At 62.4% G+C, this 17,075-nt stretch carries 19 protein-coding genes; 11 read left to right on the forward strand and 8 right to left on the reverse strand.

Going from position 1 to position 17,075, the window contains the following annotated elements; genetic code table 11:
• Nucleotides 1–18: 18 nt before the first annotated feature.
• On the forward strand, nt 19–543 hold the full coding sequence (locus HX801_RS03925; RefSeq protein WP_003219677.1) for a MarR family winged helix-turn-helix transcriptional regulator: 525 nt from the start codon (nt 19–21) through the stop codon (nt 541–543).
• Between the two features lie 74 nt (nt 544–617).
• The gene (locus tag HX801_RS03930; protein WP_177021629.1) at nt 618–1,946 is read left to right on the forward strand and encodes an LLM class flavin-dependent oxidoreductase; all 1,329 of its coding nucleotides are present in this window, start codon (nt 618–620) and stop codon (nt 1,944–1,946) included.
• 262 nt (nt 1,947–2,208) lie between these two features.
• On the opposite strand, the gene HX801_RS32195 is transcribed toward HX801_RS03930, so the two are convergent.
• From HX801_RS32195 to HX801_RS03945, 3 genes are all read right to left on the reverse strand, one after another.
• Nucleotides 2,209–2,730, reverse strand: coding sequence for a hypothetical protein (locus HX801_RS32195; RefSeq protein WP_177021630.1), 522 nt, complete (start codon nt 2,728–2,730; stop codon nt 2,209–2,211).
• A gap of 61 nt (nt 2,731–2,791) precedes the next feature.
• Nucleotides 2,792–3,430, reverse strand: a complete 639-nt coding sequence (locus tag HX801_RS03940) for a helix-turn-helix domain-containing protein (RefSeq protein ID WP_177021631.1) — start codon at nt 3,428–3,430, stop codon at nt 2,792–2,794.
• Between the two features lie 4 nt (nt 3,431–3,434).
• Nucleotides 3,435–3,593, reverse strand: a complete 159-nt coding sequence (locus tag HX801_RS03945; RefSeq protein ID WP_003219684.1) for a hypothetical protein — start codon at nt 3,591–3,593, stop codon at nt 3,435–3,437.
• 216 nt (nt 3,594–3,809) lie between these two features.
• Between HX801_RS03945 and HX801_RS03950 the strand changes: the two genes are divergently transcribed.
• Nucleotides 3,810–5,957, forward strand: a complete 2,148-nt coding sequence (locus HX801_RS03950; protein WP_177021632.1) for a TonB-dependent receptor domain-containing protein — start codon at nt 3,810–3,812, stop codon at nt 5,955–5,957.
• Between the two features lie 51 nt (nt 5,958–6,008).
• On the opposite strand, the gene HX801_RS03955 is transcribed toward HX801_RS03950, so the two are convergent.
• Nucleotides 6,009–6,320 carry a hypothetical protein gene (locus tag HX801_RS03955; protein ID WP_102605590.1) on the reverse strand — a complete coding sequence of 104 codons (312 nt, stop codon included), beginning with the start codon at nt 6,318–6,320 and terminating at the stop codon, nt 6,009–6,011.
• Nucleotides 6,321–6,494: 174 nt separating this feature from the next.
• Between HX801_RS03955 and HX801_RS03960 the strand changes: the two genes are divergently transcribed.
• From HX801_RS03960 to HX801_RS03970, 3 genes are all read left to right on the forward strand, one after another.
• Nucleotides 6,495–7,040, forward strand: a complete 546-nt coding sequence (locus HX801_RS03960) for a sigma-70 family RNA polymerase sigma factor (RefSeq protein WP_102605591.1) — start codon at nt 6,495–6,497, stop codon at nt 7,038–7,040.
• Complete coding sequence (locus tag HX801_RS03965; RefSeq protein ID WP_177021633.1) at nt 7,037–7,981, forward strand: FecR family protein; 945 nt, start codon at nt 7,037–7,039, stop codon at nt 7,979–7,981. Before HX801_RS03960 ends, HX801_RS03965 begins: the two co-directional genes overlap by 4 nt.
• An 89-nt stretch (nt 7,982–8,070) precedes the next feature.
• Nucleotides 8,071–10,560, forward strand: coding sequence for a TonB-dependent siderophore receptor (locus HX801_RS03970; protein ID WP_177021634.1), 2,490 nt, complete (start codon nt 8,071–8,073; stop codon nt 10,558–10,560).
• Nucleotides 10,561–10,615: 55 nt separating this feature from the next.
• Here HX801_RS03970 and HX801_RS03975 read toward each other — a convergent pair whose 3' ends face one another.
• The 3 genes from HX801_RS03975 to HX801_RS03985 form a co-directional block, all read right to left on the reverse strand.
• Complete coding sequence (locus HX801_RS03975; protein WP_177021635.1) at nt 10,616–11,215, reverse strand: TIGR00730 family Rossman fold protein; 600 nt, start codon at nt 11,213–11,215, stop codon at nt 10,616–10,618.
• Between the two features lie 77 nt (nt 11,216–11,292).
• Nucleotides 11,293–12,705: a PLP-dependent aminotransferase family protein gene (locus HX801_RS03980; protein WP_177021636.1), complete on the reverse strand. Its 1,413-nt coding sequence runs from the start codon at nt 12,703–12,705 to the stop codon at nt 11,293–11,295.
• Between the two features lie 17 nt (nt 12,706–12,722).
• Nucleotides 12,723–13,325: an FMN-dependent NADH-azoreductase gene (locus HX801_RS03985; RefSeq protein ID WP_177021637.1), complete on the reverse strand. Its 603-nt coding sequence runs from the start codon at nt 13,323–13,325 to the stop codon at nt 12,723–12,725.
• Between the two features lie 195 nt (nt 13,326–13,520).
• Here HX801_RS03985 and HX801_RS03990 point away from each other — a divergent pair, with 195 nt between their 5' ends.
• The 3 genes from HX801_RS03990 to HX801_RS04000 all read left to right on the forward strand — a co-directional run bounded on the left by HX801_RS03990 (nt 13,521) and on the right by HX801_RS04000 (nt 15,111).
• The gene (locus HX801_RS03990; RefSeq protein WP_029615984.1) at nt 13,521–13,967 is read left to right on the forward strand and encodes a carboxymuconolactone decarboxylase family protein; all 447 of its coding nucleotides are present in this window, start codon (nt 13,521–13,523) and stop codon (nt 13,965–13,967) included.
• Between the two features lie 67 nt (nt 13,968–14,034).
• Nucleotides 14,035–14,355: a multidrug efflux SMR transporter gene (locus tag HX801_RS03995; protein WP_087693029.1), complete on the forward strand. Its 321-nt coding sequence runs from the start codon at nt 14,035–14,037 to the stop codon at nt 14,353–14,355.
• A 117-nt stretch (nt 14,356–14,472) separates the two neighbouring features.
• Entirely contained in the window at nt 14,473–15,111 is a 639-nt protein-coding gene (locus HX801_RS04000) for a hypothetical protein (protein ID WP_003219694.1), read from the forward strand.
• Nucleotides 15,112–15,173: 62 nt separating this feature from the next.
• On the opposite strand, the gene HX801_RS04005 is transcribed toward HX801_RS04000, so the two are convergent.
• A complete protein-coding gene (locus HX801_RS04005) occupies nt 15,174–15,719 on the reverse strand; it encodes a hypothetical protein (RefSeq protein WP_003219695.1) in 546 nt (181 codons plus the stop codon).
• A gap of 213 nt (nt 15,720–15,932) precedes the next feature.
• Here HX801_RS04005 and HX801_RS04010 point away from each other — a divergent pair, with 213 nt between their 5' ends.
• Both HX801_RS04010 and HX801_RS04015 read left to right on the forward strand, forming a co-directional pair.
• A complete protein-coding gene (locus HX801_RS04010) occupies nt 15,933–16,262 on the forward strand; it encodes a hypothetical protein (RefSeq protein ID WP_023658946.1) in 330 nt (109 codons plus the stop codon).
• Between the two features lie 95 nt (nt 16,263–16,357).
• Nucleotides 16,358–17,053, forward strand: coding sequence for a fumarylacetoacetate hydrolase family protein (locus tag HX801_RS04015; protein WP_177021638.1), 696 nt, complete (start codon nt 16,358–16,360; stop codon nt 17,051–17,053).
• Nucleotides 17,054–17,075 lie beyond the last annotated feature (22 nt).

The raw sequence follows: 17,075 nt of genomic DNA on the forward strand, positions 1-17,075 counted from the left end.
GGCATGGAGGATCTGAAAATGCCAACACACAAGACTGACAAGCCTGATGCCCGTGCCGACCTTTTGAGCCTGCTGGGGGACGTGGCGTGCACCAACAACGCACTGCGCCGTGCCGCCCGGCGGCTGGGCCAACTGTATGACGAAGCGCTGGCGCCGATTGGCCTGAAGGCTACGCAGGTCGGCTTGCTGGGTGAAATCGCCCGGTGGGCGGCGGTGGATGAGCAGGCAGGGCCGACGTTGCAGGAGCTGGCCGGACGCCTGGCGATCCTGATGTCGGCGCTGACCCATGCGATGAAGCCGCTGGTGCGCGACGGGATTGTCGAGCTGCGCCCGGATGCCCTGGACAAGCGCACCAAACGCTGCGTGCTCACGCCCAAGGGCGAAGCCCTGTTCAGTGAGGCGCTGGTGTACTGGGCGGCCGCCAATAACCGGGTAGAGGAGGTGCTGGGGCATGATTCGGCCGCGCAGCTGCGGGGCATGGCAGACCATGTCGCCTCCGAAGAATTTCTGGCGGACTACAACAGCCGATCCGCGCAGGCATAAGTCAGATCCTTTGGTTATTAGACAGACGCCGTTCGCCCATCCGATGCTGGGCCCCTCTCGATCAGGGGCTTTCCATGACCACTCAACGCCAACTGAAGCTGGGCGCGTTCATGCGTCCGGTCAGCATCCACACCGGCGCCTGGCGCTATCCCGGCGCTTACCGTGACGCCAACTTCAACTTCACGCACCTCAAGCAGTTTGCCCAAACCCTGGAGAAAGCGCGTTTCGATGCGTTCTTCATGGCCGACCACCTGGCCCTGCTCAACATGCCTATCGACGCGTTGAAGCGCAGCCACACCGCCACCTCCTTCGAACCGTTCACCTTATTGTCGGCCCTGAGCCAGGCCACCGAGTACATCGGCCTGGTAGCCACGGCCTCGACCACCTACGACGAGCCGTTCCACATTGCCCGGCGCTTTGCGTCCCTGGATCACCTGAGCCACGGCCGCGCCGGCTGGAATATCGTCACCACTGCCAACCCGGATGCGGCGCAGAATTTCGGCCTGGAGCAGGCCTATGCCCACGACGAGCGCTACGCCCGTGCGCGGGAGTTCTACGATGTGGTCACCGGGCTCTGGGACAGTTGGGCCGATGATGCCTTCATCCGCGATGCCGACAGCGGTGTGTACTTCGACCCCGACAAGCTGCACACCCTCAATCACCAGGGCCGCTACCTCAATGTGCGCGGCCCGCTGCACATTGCCCGCCCGGTGCAGGGCTGGCCGGTGATCGTGCAGGCCGGCGCCTCGGAGCCCGGCCGGCAATTGGCGGCAGAAACCGCCGAGGTGATCTTCGTGGCGCCCGGCACGCTCGAGGAAGGGCGTAAATTCTATGCCGATATCAAGCGCCGGATGCTGGCGGTGGGGCGGCATCCCGACCATCTGAAGATCTTGCCCGGGGCGTTTGTGGTGGTCGGCGATACGCTGGAAGATGCGCGGCGGATTCGTGCGCATCTCGACAGCCTGGTGCATTACGAAAGTGCGATTGCCTCGCTGTCGATCGCGCTGGGTACCGACGCGACGAAGTTTGATCCCGACCAATACCTCCCGGCGATTCCCCAAACCAACGCCAGCCAGAGCTCCCGCGAACGGGTACTGGCGCTGGCTGATCGCGAACAGTTGACGGTGCGCCAATTGGCCCAGCGTCTTGGCGGTTATGCAGGTCTCTCGTTTGTCGGCACCGCCCACAGTATTGCCGATGAGATGCAGCAGTGGCTGGAAGAAGAGGGCAGCGATGGCTTCAACATCATGTTCCCGTGGCTGCCGGGCGGGCTCGATGACTTTGTGGCCAGGGTGGTGCCCGAGTTGCAGGGGCGCGGGATCTTCCGGCGCGAGTACGAAGGCTCTACCCTGCGGGAAAACCTCGGGCTGCCGCGTCCGGCGAACCGCTTCTTCGCCGAATGAGCGGGTATTTCTACCGTGGTTAGATCGTTTATTTCCTTCTGATTGGGGGCCATTCCCCAATCGCATATCCATCGCGCCGGTTTGGCCCTGATAGCGGAGCCGGCCGGCGTGATCACGCCAAAGCATCTGTCATCGCGGAATTATCCGCTGCCGCGCCCCGGGAAATCCCCATGCAGCGTCTATTCCTGCTGCTGGGTCAGCGTCTTGCGCCGTTGTGCGGCCTCTCTAGAATCGGCCCCAGAACTTACTCATTTCCTGTCGATTACGGAGTTTCGAAGATGATGAACGCCATGCAGATGCCAATGAACAACGCGATGCCGATGATGCCGATGATGGGCATGCCGATGATGATGGCAACCATGACCTGCAAGATGACCGACGAGGCCATGATGTGCACCATGAAGCCGGCCGCGGGCATGGACATGGCGATGTTCAAGAACAACGCCGAAATGATGGCGATGATGATGAACTGCGGCATGCCGATGATGATGCAGTGCGCCAACATGTCGATGATGTGCATGTCTGAAGACGGCATGGCGATGATGAACAGCATGTCGACCATGAACATGCCGATGATGATGCCGATGGGCATGCCTATGCCGATGATGAAGTGCGTCATGGTATGCAAGATGGAAGCCGACTGCATGACCTGCAAGATGATGCCGATGCCTGGCATGAGCATGGACATGATGAACAACTGCTGCATGCTGATGATGAAGATGATGAACGACTGCGCCATGCCGATGATGATGAGCTGCAACGGCATGCCGATGATGTGCTGCACCTGCTGATTGGTTTGGCGTGAAATCTAAAAAGCCCCGGCGAGTGCCGGGGCTTTTTGCGTTTCAGTCCAGGCGTTCCGGGTAGGTGATCACCAGGAACGCCACCGCCTCACTGTCTGCGGGGTTGCGGTAGCGGTGGGGCTGGTCGGCGTAGAACAAAATCGAGTCACCGGTAGACAGCAGGTAGCGTTCCTCGTTGACGCTGACTTCCAGCACGCCCTGGGCCACCACCAGGTTTTCCTGGATCCCGGGCCCGTGACCTTCTGAAATCTCCTCGCCGAGGGCCCTCAGGCGTATCTCGTAGAACTCCGACTGGCGCGCCATATCGTACGGAAACAGCGCCCGGCTGATGAAGCTGCCATCGGCACTCACCAGGCGTTTGCTCTGTTGCGCCGGCAGCAGCTCAACCCCTTCGAACGCTCGATTTTCCAGGAACGCCGCCACCGACACTTTCAAGCCTTTGGCGATCTTGCACAGCACCTTGATCGACGGCACGCTGCGCCCGGACTCGATCTGCGCGAGCATCGCCCGGCTTACGCCGCAGTTGCGCGCCAGGGCATCCAGCGACAGGTAGCGTTTACTGCGCAGGCGCTGCAGGTTCTGCGCGACGCACTGGCCGATGGCGTCATCGTCGCCGCTGTTGCAGTCCTTGGGTTTGGTGGGGAGGTCGGGCACTTCGGGTATCGCGTGCAGGAAATTCATCGCCTCACGCCCGGCGGGTATCGCTGGACGTGGTGACGTGTGCGGTAAACAGCGCGACCCCGGCCCGTGCCGCATACATCGCCCACATCAGTTCAGCCGCTGCGCGAGCCTGGCGGCGTTTGCGGTGGAGGGTGAAATCGATGACGGTGGCGGATGTTTGCATGACGTAAATCTCTGGGGACTCAATGGCTCTACAGTAATCGGTGCCGCTTATTTCCATAAATACTGAGTTTGCATTTGGTAATTCTATTTTGGACTTAACGCCGATGGGGACCTGTGCGTTCATCAATGGTGACCCGCCGCGCTTCACGGGCTTCCCACCACAGACCTTGTGCCGGACCGAGCCCGTCGCAAAAACGAATTCCAAGGATTTACCCCCATGCCCCCCGCGTTTGCGTTCACCTCCCGAAAAGCCTGGCCCTTGCTGGGCTTTGGCGCCGCCCTGAGCTTCAGCCCGGCCACCCAGGCCGAAGACACGCTGCAACTGGCCCCCGTCGAAGTCAGCAGCGCCGAACTCAGCGCCGACGAACTGGCCGAGGTCCAGCTCAAGAGCGTGCCCGGCGCTACCAACTACATCGACATGGGCAGCGTCGATCAGGGGCGGGTGAGCACCAACGAGGACGTATTCAAGTACCAGGCCGGTGTTTATGCCAAGGCGGCAAACAACGAAGGGGTGAAGCTTTCGATCCGTGGCTCGGGTATCAACCGGGGCCCGGGCGCCCACGCTTCCGGCCTGTATGAAACCTTCGACGGCCTGCCACTGACCGGCCCGGGTGGCACGCCCTACGAACTCAAGGACCCGTTGTGGCTCAGCCGCGTTGAAGTGCTGCGTGGCGCCAACGGTTTTGACCAGGGCGCATTGGCCCTGGGTGGGGCAGTCAATTACGTGACCCACACCGGCTACGACGCGCCCAGGCTGCAAGTACGCTACGAAGCCGGCAGCCATGGCTACGGCCAGCGAGAGATCAGCTCGGGCCAGGTGCTGGGGGATGCCGACTACTACATCAGCCTCACCGACTCGCAATACGACGGTTTCCAGGACCACAGCGCCGGCAGCGGCAAGGGCATCGCGGCCAACTTCGGCTACCGCTTCAACCCCGACCTGGAAACCCGCTTCTACTTTCGCTACCGCGAAACCGACAACGATTCCCCCGGCAAACTGACCCGCGACCAGATCAGCCACGACCCGCGCGCCGCCGCCAGCCTCAACGTGGCGCGAGACTCGAAACGCACGCAACCGGGCTCGACCTGGATCGCCAACAAAACCACCCTGCACCTGGACGACAACGCCCGGGTCGAGGTCGGGCTGGCGTATCACGATTATCCGATGGACCTGCGCGAGGGCACCAACCGTCTCAAGGTTGCCTACACCGACGTCAGCGGCACCCTGAATTACATCCGCCAGGACACATTGTTCGGGCGTGACAGCAAGACCACCCTCGGCCTGCGCACCACCCAGGCGATGCCGAACAACGGTGGCTCGGAATTCGTGCGGATCCCTACCGGCAATACGGCGGGCTACACACCCGGCACCAAGACCCGCGACTACAGCTACCTGGGTTCGGACACCGTGCTGCATATCGGCAACGACCTGGAACTGCTGCCGGACCTTTGGCTGACCACCGGGCTGGCGGCGATCTATACCCGTCGTGAAACCGAAGTCAGCTACCCGCAGACCCACACACCCGTCAGCCAGCACGATTGGGATTACGCGCCCAGGGTTGGCCTGCGCTACGACTTCAGCCCCCAATTGCAGGTGTACGGCAACCTGAGTCGCTCGGTGGAACCGCCCCATGCGTGGTCGATGATCTGGGGTTCCAACAAGTACTTCCCCGTGGGCAGCGGCCCGGCCAGCGGTTTGCAACGTGAAGGGGTAAAGCTGAAAAACCAGACCGCCACCACCCTGGAAGTCGGCGGTCGCGGTGAAGCGTGGTTCGGTCAGTGGGACCTGGCGCTGTACCGCTCCGAGGTGCGCCACGAACTGCTCAGCGTCGAAACCCAGGCCGCGACGTCCACCACGTCCGCAATAATCGCCGAATCCAACGCCAGCCCAACCGTGCACCAAGGCCTGGAGCTGAGCCTGATCAGCCCGCTGTGGGACGGTGGCCGCACGGGCCAGCTCGCCCTGCGCCAGGCCTACACCTACAGCGACTTCCACTACCGCAACGACGACCGCTTCGGCGACAACACCTTGCCCGGCATCCCCAGGCACTACTACCAGGCGCAATTGCGCTACAGCCACCCTAGCGGTTTCTACACCAGCCTCAATGGCGAACATTCATCGCGGGTCGCGGTGGACTACGCCAACTCCTACTACGCGGCGGCCTACACACTGCTCGGCGCGACGCTCGGGTACGACGCGCCGAAGCACGACTGGCAAGCCTGGGTCGACCTGCGCAACCTGACCAACCGGCGTTACGCGAACACGGTCACGCCGGGTTATGACGACAAGGGGCTGGACGTGGCGCGGTCGACGCCGGGGGATGGCATGGGGGTTTACACTGGGGTTTCCTGGAGCTGGCGTTAACCCGTAAAGTGTTTGATGTTGGCAGTGGGTGATTGCGGGCAAAGCGTACGTTCAGCGAACGAAGGCTGCATGCACCAGGCGCTGCAGCTGCGTTCGCTCCCACAGGCTCATCAGATCGAGCGGATTGGTGCCGTAACGTTGCCAGGTGTCCAGTGAACCTTGCCTGTTATCCGGTGCAATACAGCGCAGGCAGCACTCCAGAGCCGTCCCGCAGGTTGACAGCGTGACCTGCCAGCCGTCGATGTCGACAACCATTTGCTCGTCGCTGGAGCTGACGGGTTTCAGCGTTCGAACCTCTAATGCCACGTCCTTGAGCAGTTGATAGGCCTCGCGGGTGGAGACCGTGTTGGCGAAGGTTGTCATGGGTGATGTCCTTGTATGAGTCGCAGAAGTGTCGCGTGCGCACTGGTCGCTTTCAAGGTGGGCACAGCAAGTCGCAGATTCATTGCAACCCATCACTCCATCCTTGCTCCCCCTTCGTTTTACTGTCATCGTTCGCGCAATTGGTAATCTTTCTTGTTTGAGAAATTTTTGCGCATGCATGACTTTCCTGTAGCTGATGGTGATACAACCCGTCGCCAGCAGACCATCACCACCCTCTACAGCGACCATCATTCCTGGTTGCACGGTTGGCTGCGCAAGAAACTCGGCTGCTCGCAACATGCCGCCGACCTGGCCCACGACGCGTTTATCCGCATCCTGCTGCTGGCCGATCCCCATACCATCAAGGAACCCCGCGCCTTCCTGGCCACCACGGCGGGGCGCTTGATGATCGATGGCGCGCGTCGGCGGCGCATCGAAAAGGCCTACATGGAAGCCCTGGCGATCCAGAGCGAAGATGCCGGCATGCCGGACCCGGCGGCGATTCATGTGGCACTGCAGGCCCTGGAACGCATTGCCGAAATGCTCATCGGCCTGCCCGCCAAGGCCCGCGAGGCATTCCTGCTCAGTCGCCTCGACGGGCTGACCTACAGCGAAATCGCCGAACAACTGCAGGTGTCTTCCAGCACCGTGAAGAACTACATCTCCAGTGCGTTGGTGCATTGCTATCACACCCTGCACGGGGCGGACCCGCTGTCGTGAGTTCCGAGCAGATCATCAGTGAAGCCGCCCGCTGGCTGACGTTGTTGCACGACGACCACGTGACCGAGGCCGACCGCGCGGCCTTCGAGAAATGGTGCCAGGCCGATCCACGGCATGCCGTCGCCATCGAGCGCATGCGCAGCCTGTGGGGCAGCCTCGACGAGTTGCCCGCCGCCCCGGCGCGCATGGCCCTGAACCGTGCATTTGCCCCACAGAAAACAAGGTTTGCCGCCCGTAGCACCCAGGCCGTCGCGCTGTTGGGTGTGTTGCTGTGCGGCTGGGCCGGGATTGAGCGCCTGCCGGTGTGGATGGCCGACCAACGCACCAGCGTGGGCGAACGGCGCCAGGTGGCACTGACCGACGGCAGCCAGGTGCAGCTCAACAGCAACTCGGCACTGGACGTGAAGTTTGACGGCCACCAACGGGTGATCGAACTGCTGCAGGGCGAGATGTGGGTCGAGGTGGCCAAGGACGCGCAACGGCCGTTCGTGGTGCACACCGACCAGGGCACGGCCACGGCGTTGGGCACGCGGTTCCTGGTGCGCAAGGCCGAGGATGGCGCGACCGTGGTCACCGTGATCGAGTCCACCGTGGCCGTCAAAGGCACCACTGCAGGCAACGTGAAAGTGCCGGCGGGGCAGAAGTCCACGCTCCAGGACGGCCGTGCCGGCACCCCACAACCCATCGGCAACGCCGACCCGGACGCCTGGACCCGTGGTTTGCTCAAGGTCGACGACCAGCCCCTGAGCGAGGTCCTGCAAACCCTCGCCGGTTACCGCCATGGGCTGGTGCGCTTTGATCCGCAGGCGCTGCAAGGGATGCGCGTGTCCGGGGTATTCAAGCTCGACGACACCGGCGCGGCCCTGGCGTCACTGGCGGATAACCTGCCGATCAAGGTCGAGTACTTCACCGATTTGGTGGTGGTGATCAAGCCTCGGTAAAAAGTCTGAATAAAAACTGCTCTCATTCATACCCGATTTTCCGACATGGCCGTCATGACTAATAGAACCCCCATTTCCCAGGACTTCTCATGTCGCGCCTTGCTCGTCCTTTACAGCCATTGACCCTTTCAGTGGCGATGGCGTTTGCCGCCGTACCCCTGCTGACCGTTCAAGCGTCCTACGCGGCTGAAAGCGCTGCGTTCTCCATTCCCGCCGGTGACCTGAGCCAGGCCCTCAACAGCCTCGCCGAACAGGCGGGCCTGGTATTGGCCTTTGATTCGAGCCTGACCCGCGGCAAACGCAGCAATGGCCTGAACGGGCAATACAATACCGACGCCGCCCTGGCCCAAGTGTTGGCCGGCAGCGGCCTGCAAGCCCTGAAGATCGCCGACGACCGCTACCGTCTCGAAGCCATCCCGCACACCGATGGCGCCATGGAGTTGCAGGCCACCACCATCAGCGGCGCGTACCCGTCGGAAAGCCCCACCGGCCCGGTGTCTGGCTACGTGGCCACCCGCAGCCTGTCGGGCACCAAGACCGACACCGCACTGATCGAAACCCCGCAGTCGATCTCCGTGGTCACCAAAGACCAGATGCGCGCGCAGAACGCCGAGAGCCTCAACCAGATCCTGCGCTACAGCGCTGCCGTGATCCCGGAAACCCGTGGCTCCACCGCCTCGCGCCTCGACCAGTTGACCATCCGTGGCTTCACCCCGGCGACCTACCTCGACGGCCTGCGTATGCCCTCGAGCCGGGATGCCTTGCCGCAAAAAGACGCCTTCGACCTGGAGCGCGTCGAAGTGCTGCGCGGGCCCGCGTCGGTGCTGTACGGGCAGGGCACCCCCAGCGGCGTGATCAACATGGTCAGCAAACGCCCGCTCGACACGCCGTTCCATGAAGTCGGCGTCGAGTACGGGACCTTCAACAAGAAGCGCACGACCTTTGACTTGAGTGGCCCGCTGGACGATCAAGGCGTGTATTCCTACCGCGTTGCCGGCCTGTTCGACGATGCCGACGGCCAGATCGACCACACCGAAACCCGTCGCCAGTCCCTGTCCAGCGCCTTCACCTGGCGACCGGACGAGAATACCTCGCTGACCTTGCTCGGGCACTTCCAGAAGGACCCCAAGGGCGCGTCCTACGGTTCGATGCCGGCCTGGGGTTCGGTGCTGCACAGTCCGACCGGGCGCAAGATCGACGTGGATTTCTACGACGGCGAGAAAAGCTTCGAGAAGAGTGACCGCGAGTATTACTCCATCGGCTACGCCTTCGAGCATCACTTCAACGATGTCTGGACCGTGCGCCAGAATGCGCGCTACCTGCGCAGCGAAGGGCAATACCGCAGCCTCTACAGCAACTACCTGGAGAGCGATTACCGCACCATCCGCCGCTCGACCATCGCCAGCGACGTGAACATCGACGCCTATGCCCTCGACAACCAGTTGCAGGCCAAATTCGACACCGGGCCGTTGCAGCACACCGTGCTGATGGGCGCCGACTACCAGAACACCAGCACCGACACCAAGTCGGGCAGCGGCGTGTACACGGCAGGGCCTACGCTGGATATTTTCGACCCGGTCTACGGCGCGGCCGTGCCGGTGCCGGCGTACACCAGCGACGCCACCTCGCGCAGCGAGCAAACGGGGGTGTACCTGCAAGAGCAGATGAAGTGGGACAAATGGGTGCTGTTGATGGGCGGGCGTTATGACTGGGCCAGCACCGACAACAGTACCCTGGCGATGACCACCCAGAAAAAGACCAAGTCGTCCCAGGACAGCAAAGCCTTCACCGGCCGCCTGGGCCTGGTCTACCTGTTCGATAACGGCCTGGCGCCGTATGTCAGCTACTCGGAATCCTTCCAGCCGCAATCCGGCACGGGCTACGGCGGTTCGACGTTCCAGCCGACCGAGGGCAAGCAGACGGAAATCGGCATCAAGTACCAGCCGCCGGGCAGCAACAGCTTCATCACGGCTGCCATTTTCGACCTGCGCCAGACCAACGTACCGACGCTGGACCCGGACGCTTCCCACCTGTGCAACGGCTCCCGCTGCCAGATTCAGGACGGTGAAGTGCAATCCCGCGGGTTTGAACTGGAAGGCAAGGCCAGCCTGAACGACAACCTGGATATCACTGCGGCCTATGCCTACCTGGATAACCGCATCAGCAAATCCAACAACACCGTGCGTTATGCGCCCATCAGCGACATCGGTGTCGGCCCGGCCATTGCGGCCGAAGGCACCACCACCTACGCGGTGCCGCGTCATACCGCGTCGGCCTGGGCGGATTACACCCTGCACGACGGCACGCTGAAGGGCTTCGGCGTAGGCGCCGGTGCGCGCTATGTCGGTTCTTCCTGGGGCGATACCGCCAACACCCTGAAGGTGCCGGGCTACACCTTGTTCGATGCAGCGGTGCACTACGACATCCCGCACATCAATCGTCAGGGTGACAACCTGCGCCTGGCAGTGAACGCCACCAACCTGGCGAATAAAGAGTACGTCGCGTCCTGCTATTCCTACTCGTGGTGCTGGTATGGCTCGCAGCGTACCGTGCAGGCCAGTGCGACCTATCAGTGGTAAATAAAAAGGCCTTGGCGAAAGGATTCGGGAGCAGCATCGCCAAGGCCGAAAAACGTTAGTTCGCCACCGGCTCAATCAGCTTGGAAACCATCGGCGCCTGCCACTGCTCCAGGGCATCAATCAGGGCGCCGGGGTCTTCGTTGAACATCAGCATCTGGCTGTGCTCGACCTTCATGAAGCCTTCCTTCACGGCGTGATCCAACAGGGCGCGCACCGGGTTGAAGAACCCCTCCGTATTCAGGCACGCCACGCCCTTGTGGTGTTCGCCGACCTGGGTCAGCGTGGCCGCCTCGAACAACTCCTCCAGGGTTCCCAGCCCGCCGGGCAAGGCAATGAAACCGTCGGCGCAGTCGCTCATGCGTGTCTTGCGGCTGCGCATGTCTTGAGTCACTTCATGGTGGGTAAGCCCGGCGTGGGAATGGCCGCGTTCATGCAGTAACTCGGTGATCACGCCGATGACTTCGCCACCTTCAGCCAGCGCAGCATCCGCCACCACGCCCATCAAGCCCTTGTGGGTGCCGCCGTAGACCAGGCGTATGCCGCGCCGGGCGATTTCCCGGCCGAGGGCTTGGGCGCCATCCGCATAGCGCGGGTTGAAGCCGAAATTGGTACCGCAGAAAACTGCAAGGCTGCGCAGGGGAGTGGGCATGGGCATTCCAGGCGGGTGAGGACAAGCTGTCCAGCATGGCGCCACTCGCCGGTGGGCGAAAGAGCCAAGAACGCGCAGGCGGATCAGGCCATGAGTGCGTCCAGGATGCGTTTTCCAAGGGCTTCGGCGATGGCCTCGGACTCGATATTGGCAAAGCCCAGCAGCAGGCCGGGGCCGGTCTGGCCTTGAATATTCCAGTCGCTCAAGGCTTCTGCATAAATGCCGGCCTGCGCCAGGCGTTCCACGCACAGGCGGTCTGACTGTTGTGCATTGAGGCGCAGGATCAAGTGCATCCCGCCCGGCTGGGCGTCAATCGAAATATGCTCGCCCAAGGCCTTGCGCAAGCCCCTGGCGGTGGCCTCCCGACGCTCACCGTAGAGTTTGCGCATGCGCTGGATATACCGCGCAAAATGCCCCTCGGTCATAAATGTTGCGACGATCGCCTGGGTCAGCTCCGGGCAGCCCCCGAGGAAGGTCTGGCTGACATGTTCGAAGCGTTCCACTTGAGCTGCCGGCACCACCAGATAGGCCAGGCGGATGCCGGGGAACAACACCTTGCTAAAGGTTCCGGCGTACAGCACTCGGCCGTCGCGGTCCAGGCTCTTGAGGGCCGGCAGCGGGCGGCTCACGTAGCGGTATTCGCCGTCGTAGTCGTCCTCGATGATCCAGGCCTGCTGGCGACTCGCCCAATCCAGCAGTTCCAGGCGCCTGGGCAAGGACAGCGAGACACACAGCGGGCTTTGATGGGCCGGCGTGACCACTACGGCGCGGGCGCCTTTGCCCTGTTGCACGGCCCGGGATACCTGCATGCCATCCGGGTCCACCGGCACCGGTATGGCCTTGATATTCAGGTAATCCAGCAACGGCCGGGTGAACAGGTAGCCCGGGTCTTCCACCAGCACCCGATCGCCCGGTTCCAGCAGTGCATGGGCGATCAGCCCCAGCGTATTGCGATAGCCCGAGGTGACGAAGACCTGCGCCGGCGAACAGTGGATGCCCCGGGCGACCTGCAAGTAGCTGGCAATCGCCGTGCGCAGCGAGTGCAGGCCGAACACGCACGGGTTGGCCATGTCGGCGACCTGGGTGGCCCGCACGCAGCGGGCGGCGATTTTCGACCAGATCTTGCGAGGGAACGCATCCAGCGCCGGCAGCCCCATTTGAAACGGCAACACGGCGGCCTTGTGCCGAACGGCATTGTGGTCGCTGGCCGTCATGGGGCGCTCCGGCAGGCTGGCCTTGATCCCTTCAGCCACCACCGTGCCGGCCTGGCCTCGGGCCTGGATATAGCCCTCGGCTGCCAGCAGCGAATAAGCCGTGTCGATGGTGCCCCTGGCCAACCCCAGCTCCTTGGCCAGGGCCCGGGCTGCGGGTATGCGTTCGCCCGGCTTGAGCAAACCGTCGGCAATCGCGCTGCGGAACCGCCAGTAAAGTTGCCGGTAAATCGGCTCCGCGGCGCCGGCGTCCAGCGGTGAAAAGGCCTTGATCGAAGTGCTCATCCGGCGGCGGGTCCTGTTCAGGTGGCGAAATAATCGTGCAGCGCCTGGTCGGTCTGGCGGCGCGTCTGGGCCAGTGTTTCCGGGCGGGAAGCGGTGCCTTCGACGGTGAAGAAGGTCACGTCATGCAGGCCGATCATGCCCAGTATGGTTTTCAGGTACGGCGTCAGGAAGTCCGGCTGGTGCGCGCGCTCCCCGGAAAACCGCCCGCCTGAGGCGATCGCGACGAACACTGGCCGGTCCTGTAACAGGCCGATCTTGCCCTGGGCCGAGATATCGAAGGTGCGGCGCACCCGTGCGATGTGATCGAGCCATAGCTTGAGGGCCGCGGGCACCGAGTAGTTATGCATGGGGGTGGCGATCACCACAATGTCGGCCAGCTCCAGCTCCTGAACAAGCCGCTCGGACTGGGCCATCGACCCCTCGGACGAGACGTCCACGAGGGACTGCTGGGACGTTGCATAAGCCTCGTCCACCGGTGCCAGGGCATTGGCGGCAATGCCGCGCCGGATCACCTCGGCGTCCGGGTGCCGCTGGCGCAGGCATTCAATGATCTTGAGGGAGAGGGCGTTGCTCTCCGACGCTTGCCCGCGAGGGCTGGCACTGACATGGAGGATATTCATGGTGCGTTGCTTCCTGGATGGATGGCCCTCAGTCTACGAACCCCATGACCCATGCCAAAGAGCCAAGAATCATGATTCAGAGTAGGCCATGTCCGCGGGTCCATGGCCTAGCGCTCAAGCCAGATCATGGATCTTTTGGGGTAGGCCATGGCGTCGCAAGATGGCGGCTTCATCCAACCGCTACAGGATTTCACCATGACAACGCGTCTCGACTACTCCAAAGCTTCCCCTGAAGGTTACAAGGCGTTCGGCGGGGTTTACGTCTACCTGCAAAACAGCGGCCTGTCCAAGGAGCTGATCGACCTGGTCTACCTGCGGGTTTCGCAAGTCAACGGCTGCGCCTTTTGCATCGACATGCACTCGCGGGACCTGCTCAAGCAAGGCCTGGCCGTGGACAAGCTGGTGCTGGTGCCAGTGTGGCACGACGCTGGCGCAGTCTTCACCCAGCGTGAGCGCGTGGCGCTGGCCTTTGCCGAAGCCGTGACCGCCAGTGATGTTTCGGACGCCGACTATGCGGCAGCGGCCGCCGAGTTCAGCGACAAGGAACTGGCTGACCTGACCTACGGCATCGCCTTGATGAATGCCTTCAACCGACTGGGCATCACCTTCCGTACCACGCCAGCGGCAGCTGCCAAGGCATAGCCAACGCTGATTCGGTGTGGCGGGGCTGCTCGCCACACACCCACTGTATTTCCTGAGGGCTCATCCCATGGCATGGCTACTGCTCGGCTTGGCCGGCATCCTTGAAATCGCCTTCGCGTTCGCGATGAAGGCCTCGGACGGTTTCACCCGATTCACCCCCGGATTGCTCACCGTAGTGACCGGCGTTTCCAGCGTGATCCTGCTGTCGATGGCACTGCGCACCCTGCCGGTGGGCAGCGCCTACGCAGTGTGGACTGGAATCGGCGCAGCGGGCACCGCGATCCTCGGCATGGCATTGCTGGGCGATTCCACCGCGCCATTGCGGGTTTTGTGCATCGTGCTGATCCTGGCCGGCGTGATCGGCCTGAAACTGGTCTCCGCCAACTAGTGCTGCCTGCGAGCGGGTATTTCTAGGAGATGGCCTTTTAACATTCCCACCCACTCTTTATCATCCGCCCCCAGCAACTCCGGCCATGGAGACGCTCCATTCACTAAGGAAGTCGTAATGCACATTGGAAAAATGCTGGGGTTGGCCCTGATCACGTTGTCGATGGGCGGCTGCGCCAGCTTCACGAAAGACGAAGTAGCACCCGTCACGCTGCCGTCGAAGGCCAGCTACGCCAACAAACCGAACGTCTACGTAGACTTCAAGTTCTACCAGGGCGAGCCGACAAATGCCGCCGCGGCCGAAGTCCCACAAGCGCGTGAGATGCTCAAGCCACAGCTGCAGAAAGTCCTGACTGACTCCGGCCTGTTTGGTCGCGTGACCCTGGATGAATTCCAGAAGCAGCCAGGCGATTACAGCCTGCGCCTGAAGGTCTACAACCATCCACCGGGTGGCGGCCAACTGGTACTGGCCTTTATCAGTGGCTTTACCTTCACCATCATTCCGGCGCTGGGGACTGATCAGTACACCATGAAGCTGGAATCGGTGGACGCACAAGGCCAGGCACTGAGCACCGGCTCCAACCACGACTCGATCAATACCTGGATGGGCATCTGGTTCATCCCGTTGATGGCCAATACGCCGAAAGACGCGGTGACCGATACCTTCACCCGCCAGGTCAATGCCCTGCTCAAGCAAATGGTCGACGGTAATAACCTGAAGTATTCGGCGCTGGATGCCGGCGTGCCACGGGCGTGACACGTAACTGAACGTTTGAAACAGCTGCGAGGGCAGGGTGGCCGATCCTCGCAGCCCAGGCCTTACTTAAGCGCCTTGATGAACAACGGGTCGCTGTACAGCGACTTGAGCAAATCCCGCACCATCGGGTTGTAGGCGTTGGCGGCATTCGGGATCGCAATGAACCCGAAGAACGAACTGGGCCAGGTGTGATTCACTTCCTTGGTCGCGTCGTACACCACGTCATTGCCCTTGAGCAGGGTAAACCGCGCGGCCAGCGTGCCGTTGCCGGAGCCCATGCCTGCCGACAGCGAATTCTTCACCACCAGCACTTGCAGATGACGTTCTGCTTGCGGGTTCAGCAGGCCTGCCAGTTGCAGTTCCTGGGTGATCGCAGCCTGGATATGCGCCGGGATGCTGCCACTGGGCGAGCGGATCGGGTTGGCACGTACAGACAACGAGCCTTCGCCCGATGCGGCCGTCACCTGGGCATTGCTGACGGGTTGCAGCGGCGCTGCCTGCTTGAGGACCTGGACGTTATCGAAGTTCGGCTCGTATTGCGTCATGGTGACGCCGCAGCCTTGCAACAGCAGCGCGAGCAATGGGGTCAACAGTAGAAGCTTTTTCACGGCGTTTCCTTGCGTGAGTGTGGGAGAGCGCCGCGATTATCGTCAGGCAATGGGCCATCGGCAACCAATAGTGGCAAAATGCCTGAATGGCAACGCTGTTACTCGGTTCGGTTTCAGGCCGGAAAATTCACCGATAAGGCAATTTGCTGGCCCCTTTGTAACAAAATTCTCGCCAAAATCACTTTTATTTTCAGGTGGTTAGGCGGGATGCAAATGCGCAATGTTGGAATCATGCTGATCGCCTGTTCCCTGGCGGGTGGGGCGGTTTCGGTTGAGGCACGGGAGCTGCGGGACAACGACAAGTACATGTGCAGTTGGGGGGCTGGCACCGCCGCCCGGGCCCAGGAATTGAAGCTGTCGGGCGTCTCGCTGTACGCCGCGCGGCAGAAGCTGAAGACCTACCAGTTCAAGAAACCCTGGATGCACATGATGGCCATGGGCATCACCGAGCAGACCTACGACAGCCGTTCGCGGGTCAAGCCCGAAGTGATTCGCCAGAGTTTTTATCAGGACTGTTTGCGCTACAAGCTGGCGCGTAAATGATTGCACCGCCCAGTACAAAATCTGCGTAAGCCTGTCCAACTTCGCCCCGGAGCCAGTCCGCATACTGGCCCCAGGTAACCGAAGAGGCACATGCCATGACCCGCTACGTCATCACTCCCAACGAAACCCCGTCCCTCGCCATCCACGGCGACGACGCCCGCTTCCCGCTGCGCCGGGTGTTCTGTGTCGGGCGCAACTACAGCGAACATGCCCGCGAAATGGGCCACGACCCCGACCGCGAGCCGCCGTTCTTTTTCATGAAGCCGGCGGATGCCGTGGTGCCTGCCGAGGGCGTGATCGCCTATCCGCCATTGACCGCCGACCTGCACCATGAAGTCGAGTTGGTGGTGGCCATCGGCAAGGGCGGCGTGGACATCGCCCCGGAAGATGCGTTTGCGCATATCTGGGGTTACGGTTTGGGCATCGACCTGACCCGCCGCGACCTCCAGGCCCAGGCGAAAAAGCTGTCGCGGCCGTGGGAATGGGCCAAGGCCTTCGATGAATCGGCACCCTGCACCCCGTTGCAGCCGGTGAGCGCCGTCGGCCATCCGGCCAGCGGGCGTATCTGGCTCAAGGTCAACGGCGAGCAACGCCAAGTGGGCGACCTGGCGGACCAGATCTGGTCGGTCAGCGAGGTGATCAGCCATGCGTCCAAATCCGTGGCGCTGAAAGCCGGCGACCTGATCTTCACCGGCACCCCGGCGGGCGTTGGCGCCTTGCAACCGGGCGATGTGGTGACCGCCGGGATCGACGGCCTGGCGGAACTGAGCTTCACCCTCGGCCAGGGTTGACGCTACAGTGGTGCCCAGGCCC

Origin of the sequence: Pseudomonas sp. G1002 (assembly GCF_013385455.1) — a bacterium.
Taxonomy (GTDB): domain Bacteria; phylum Pseudomonadota; class Gammaproteobacteria; order Pseudomonadales; family Pseudomonadaceae; genus Aquipseudomonas.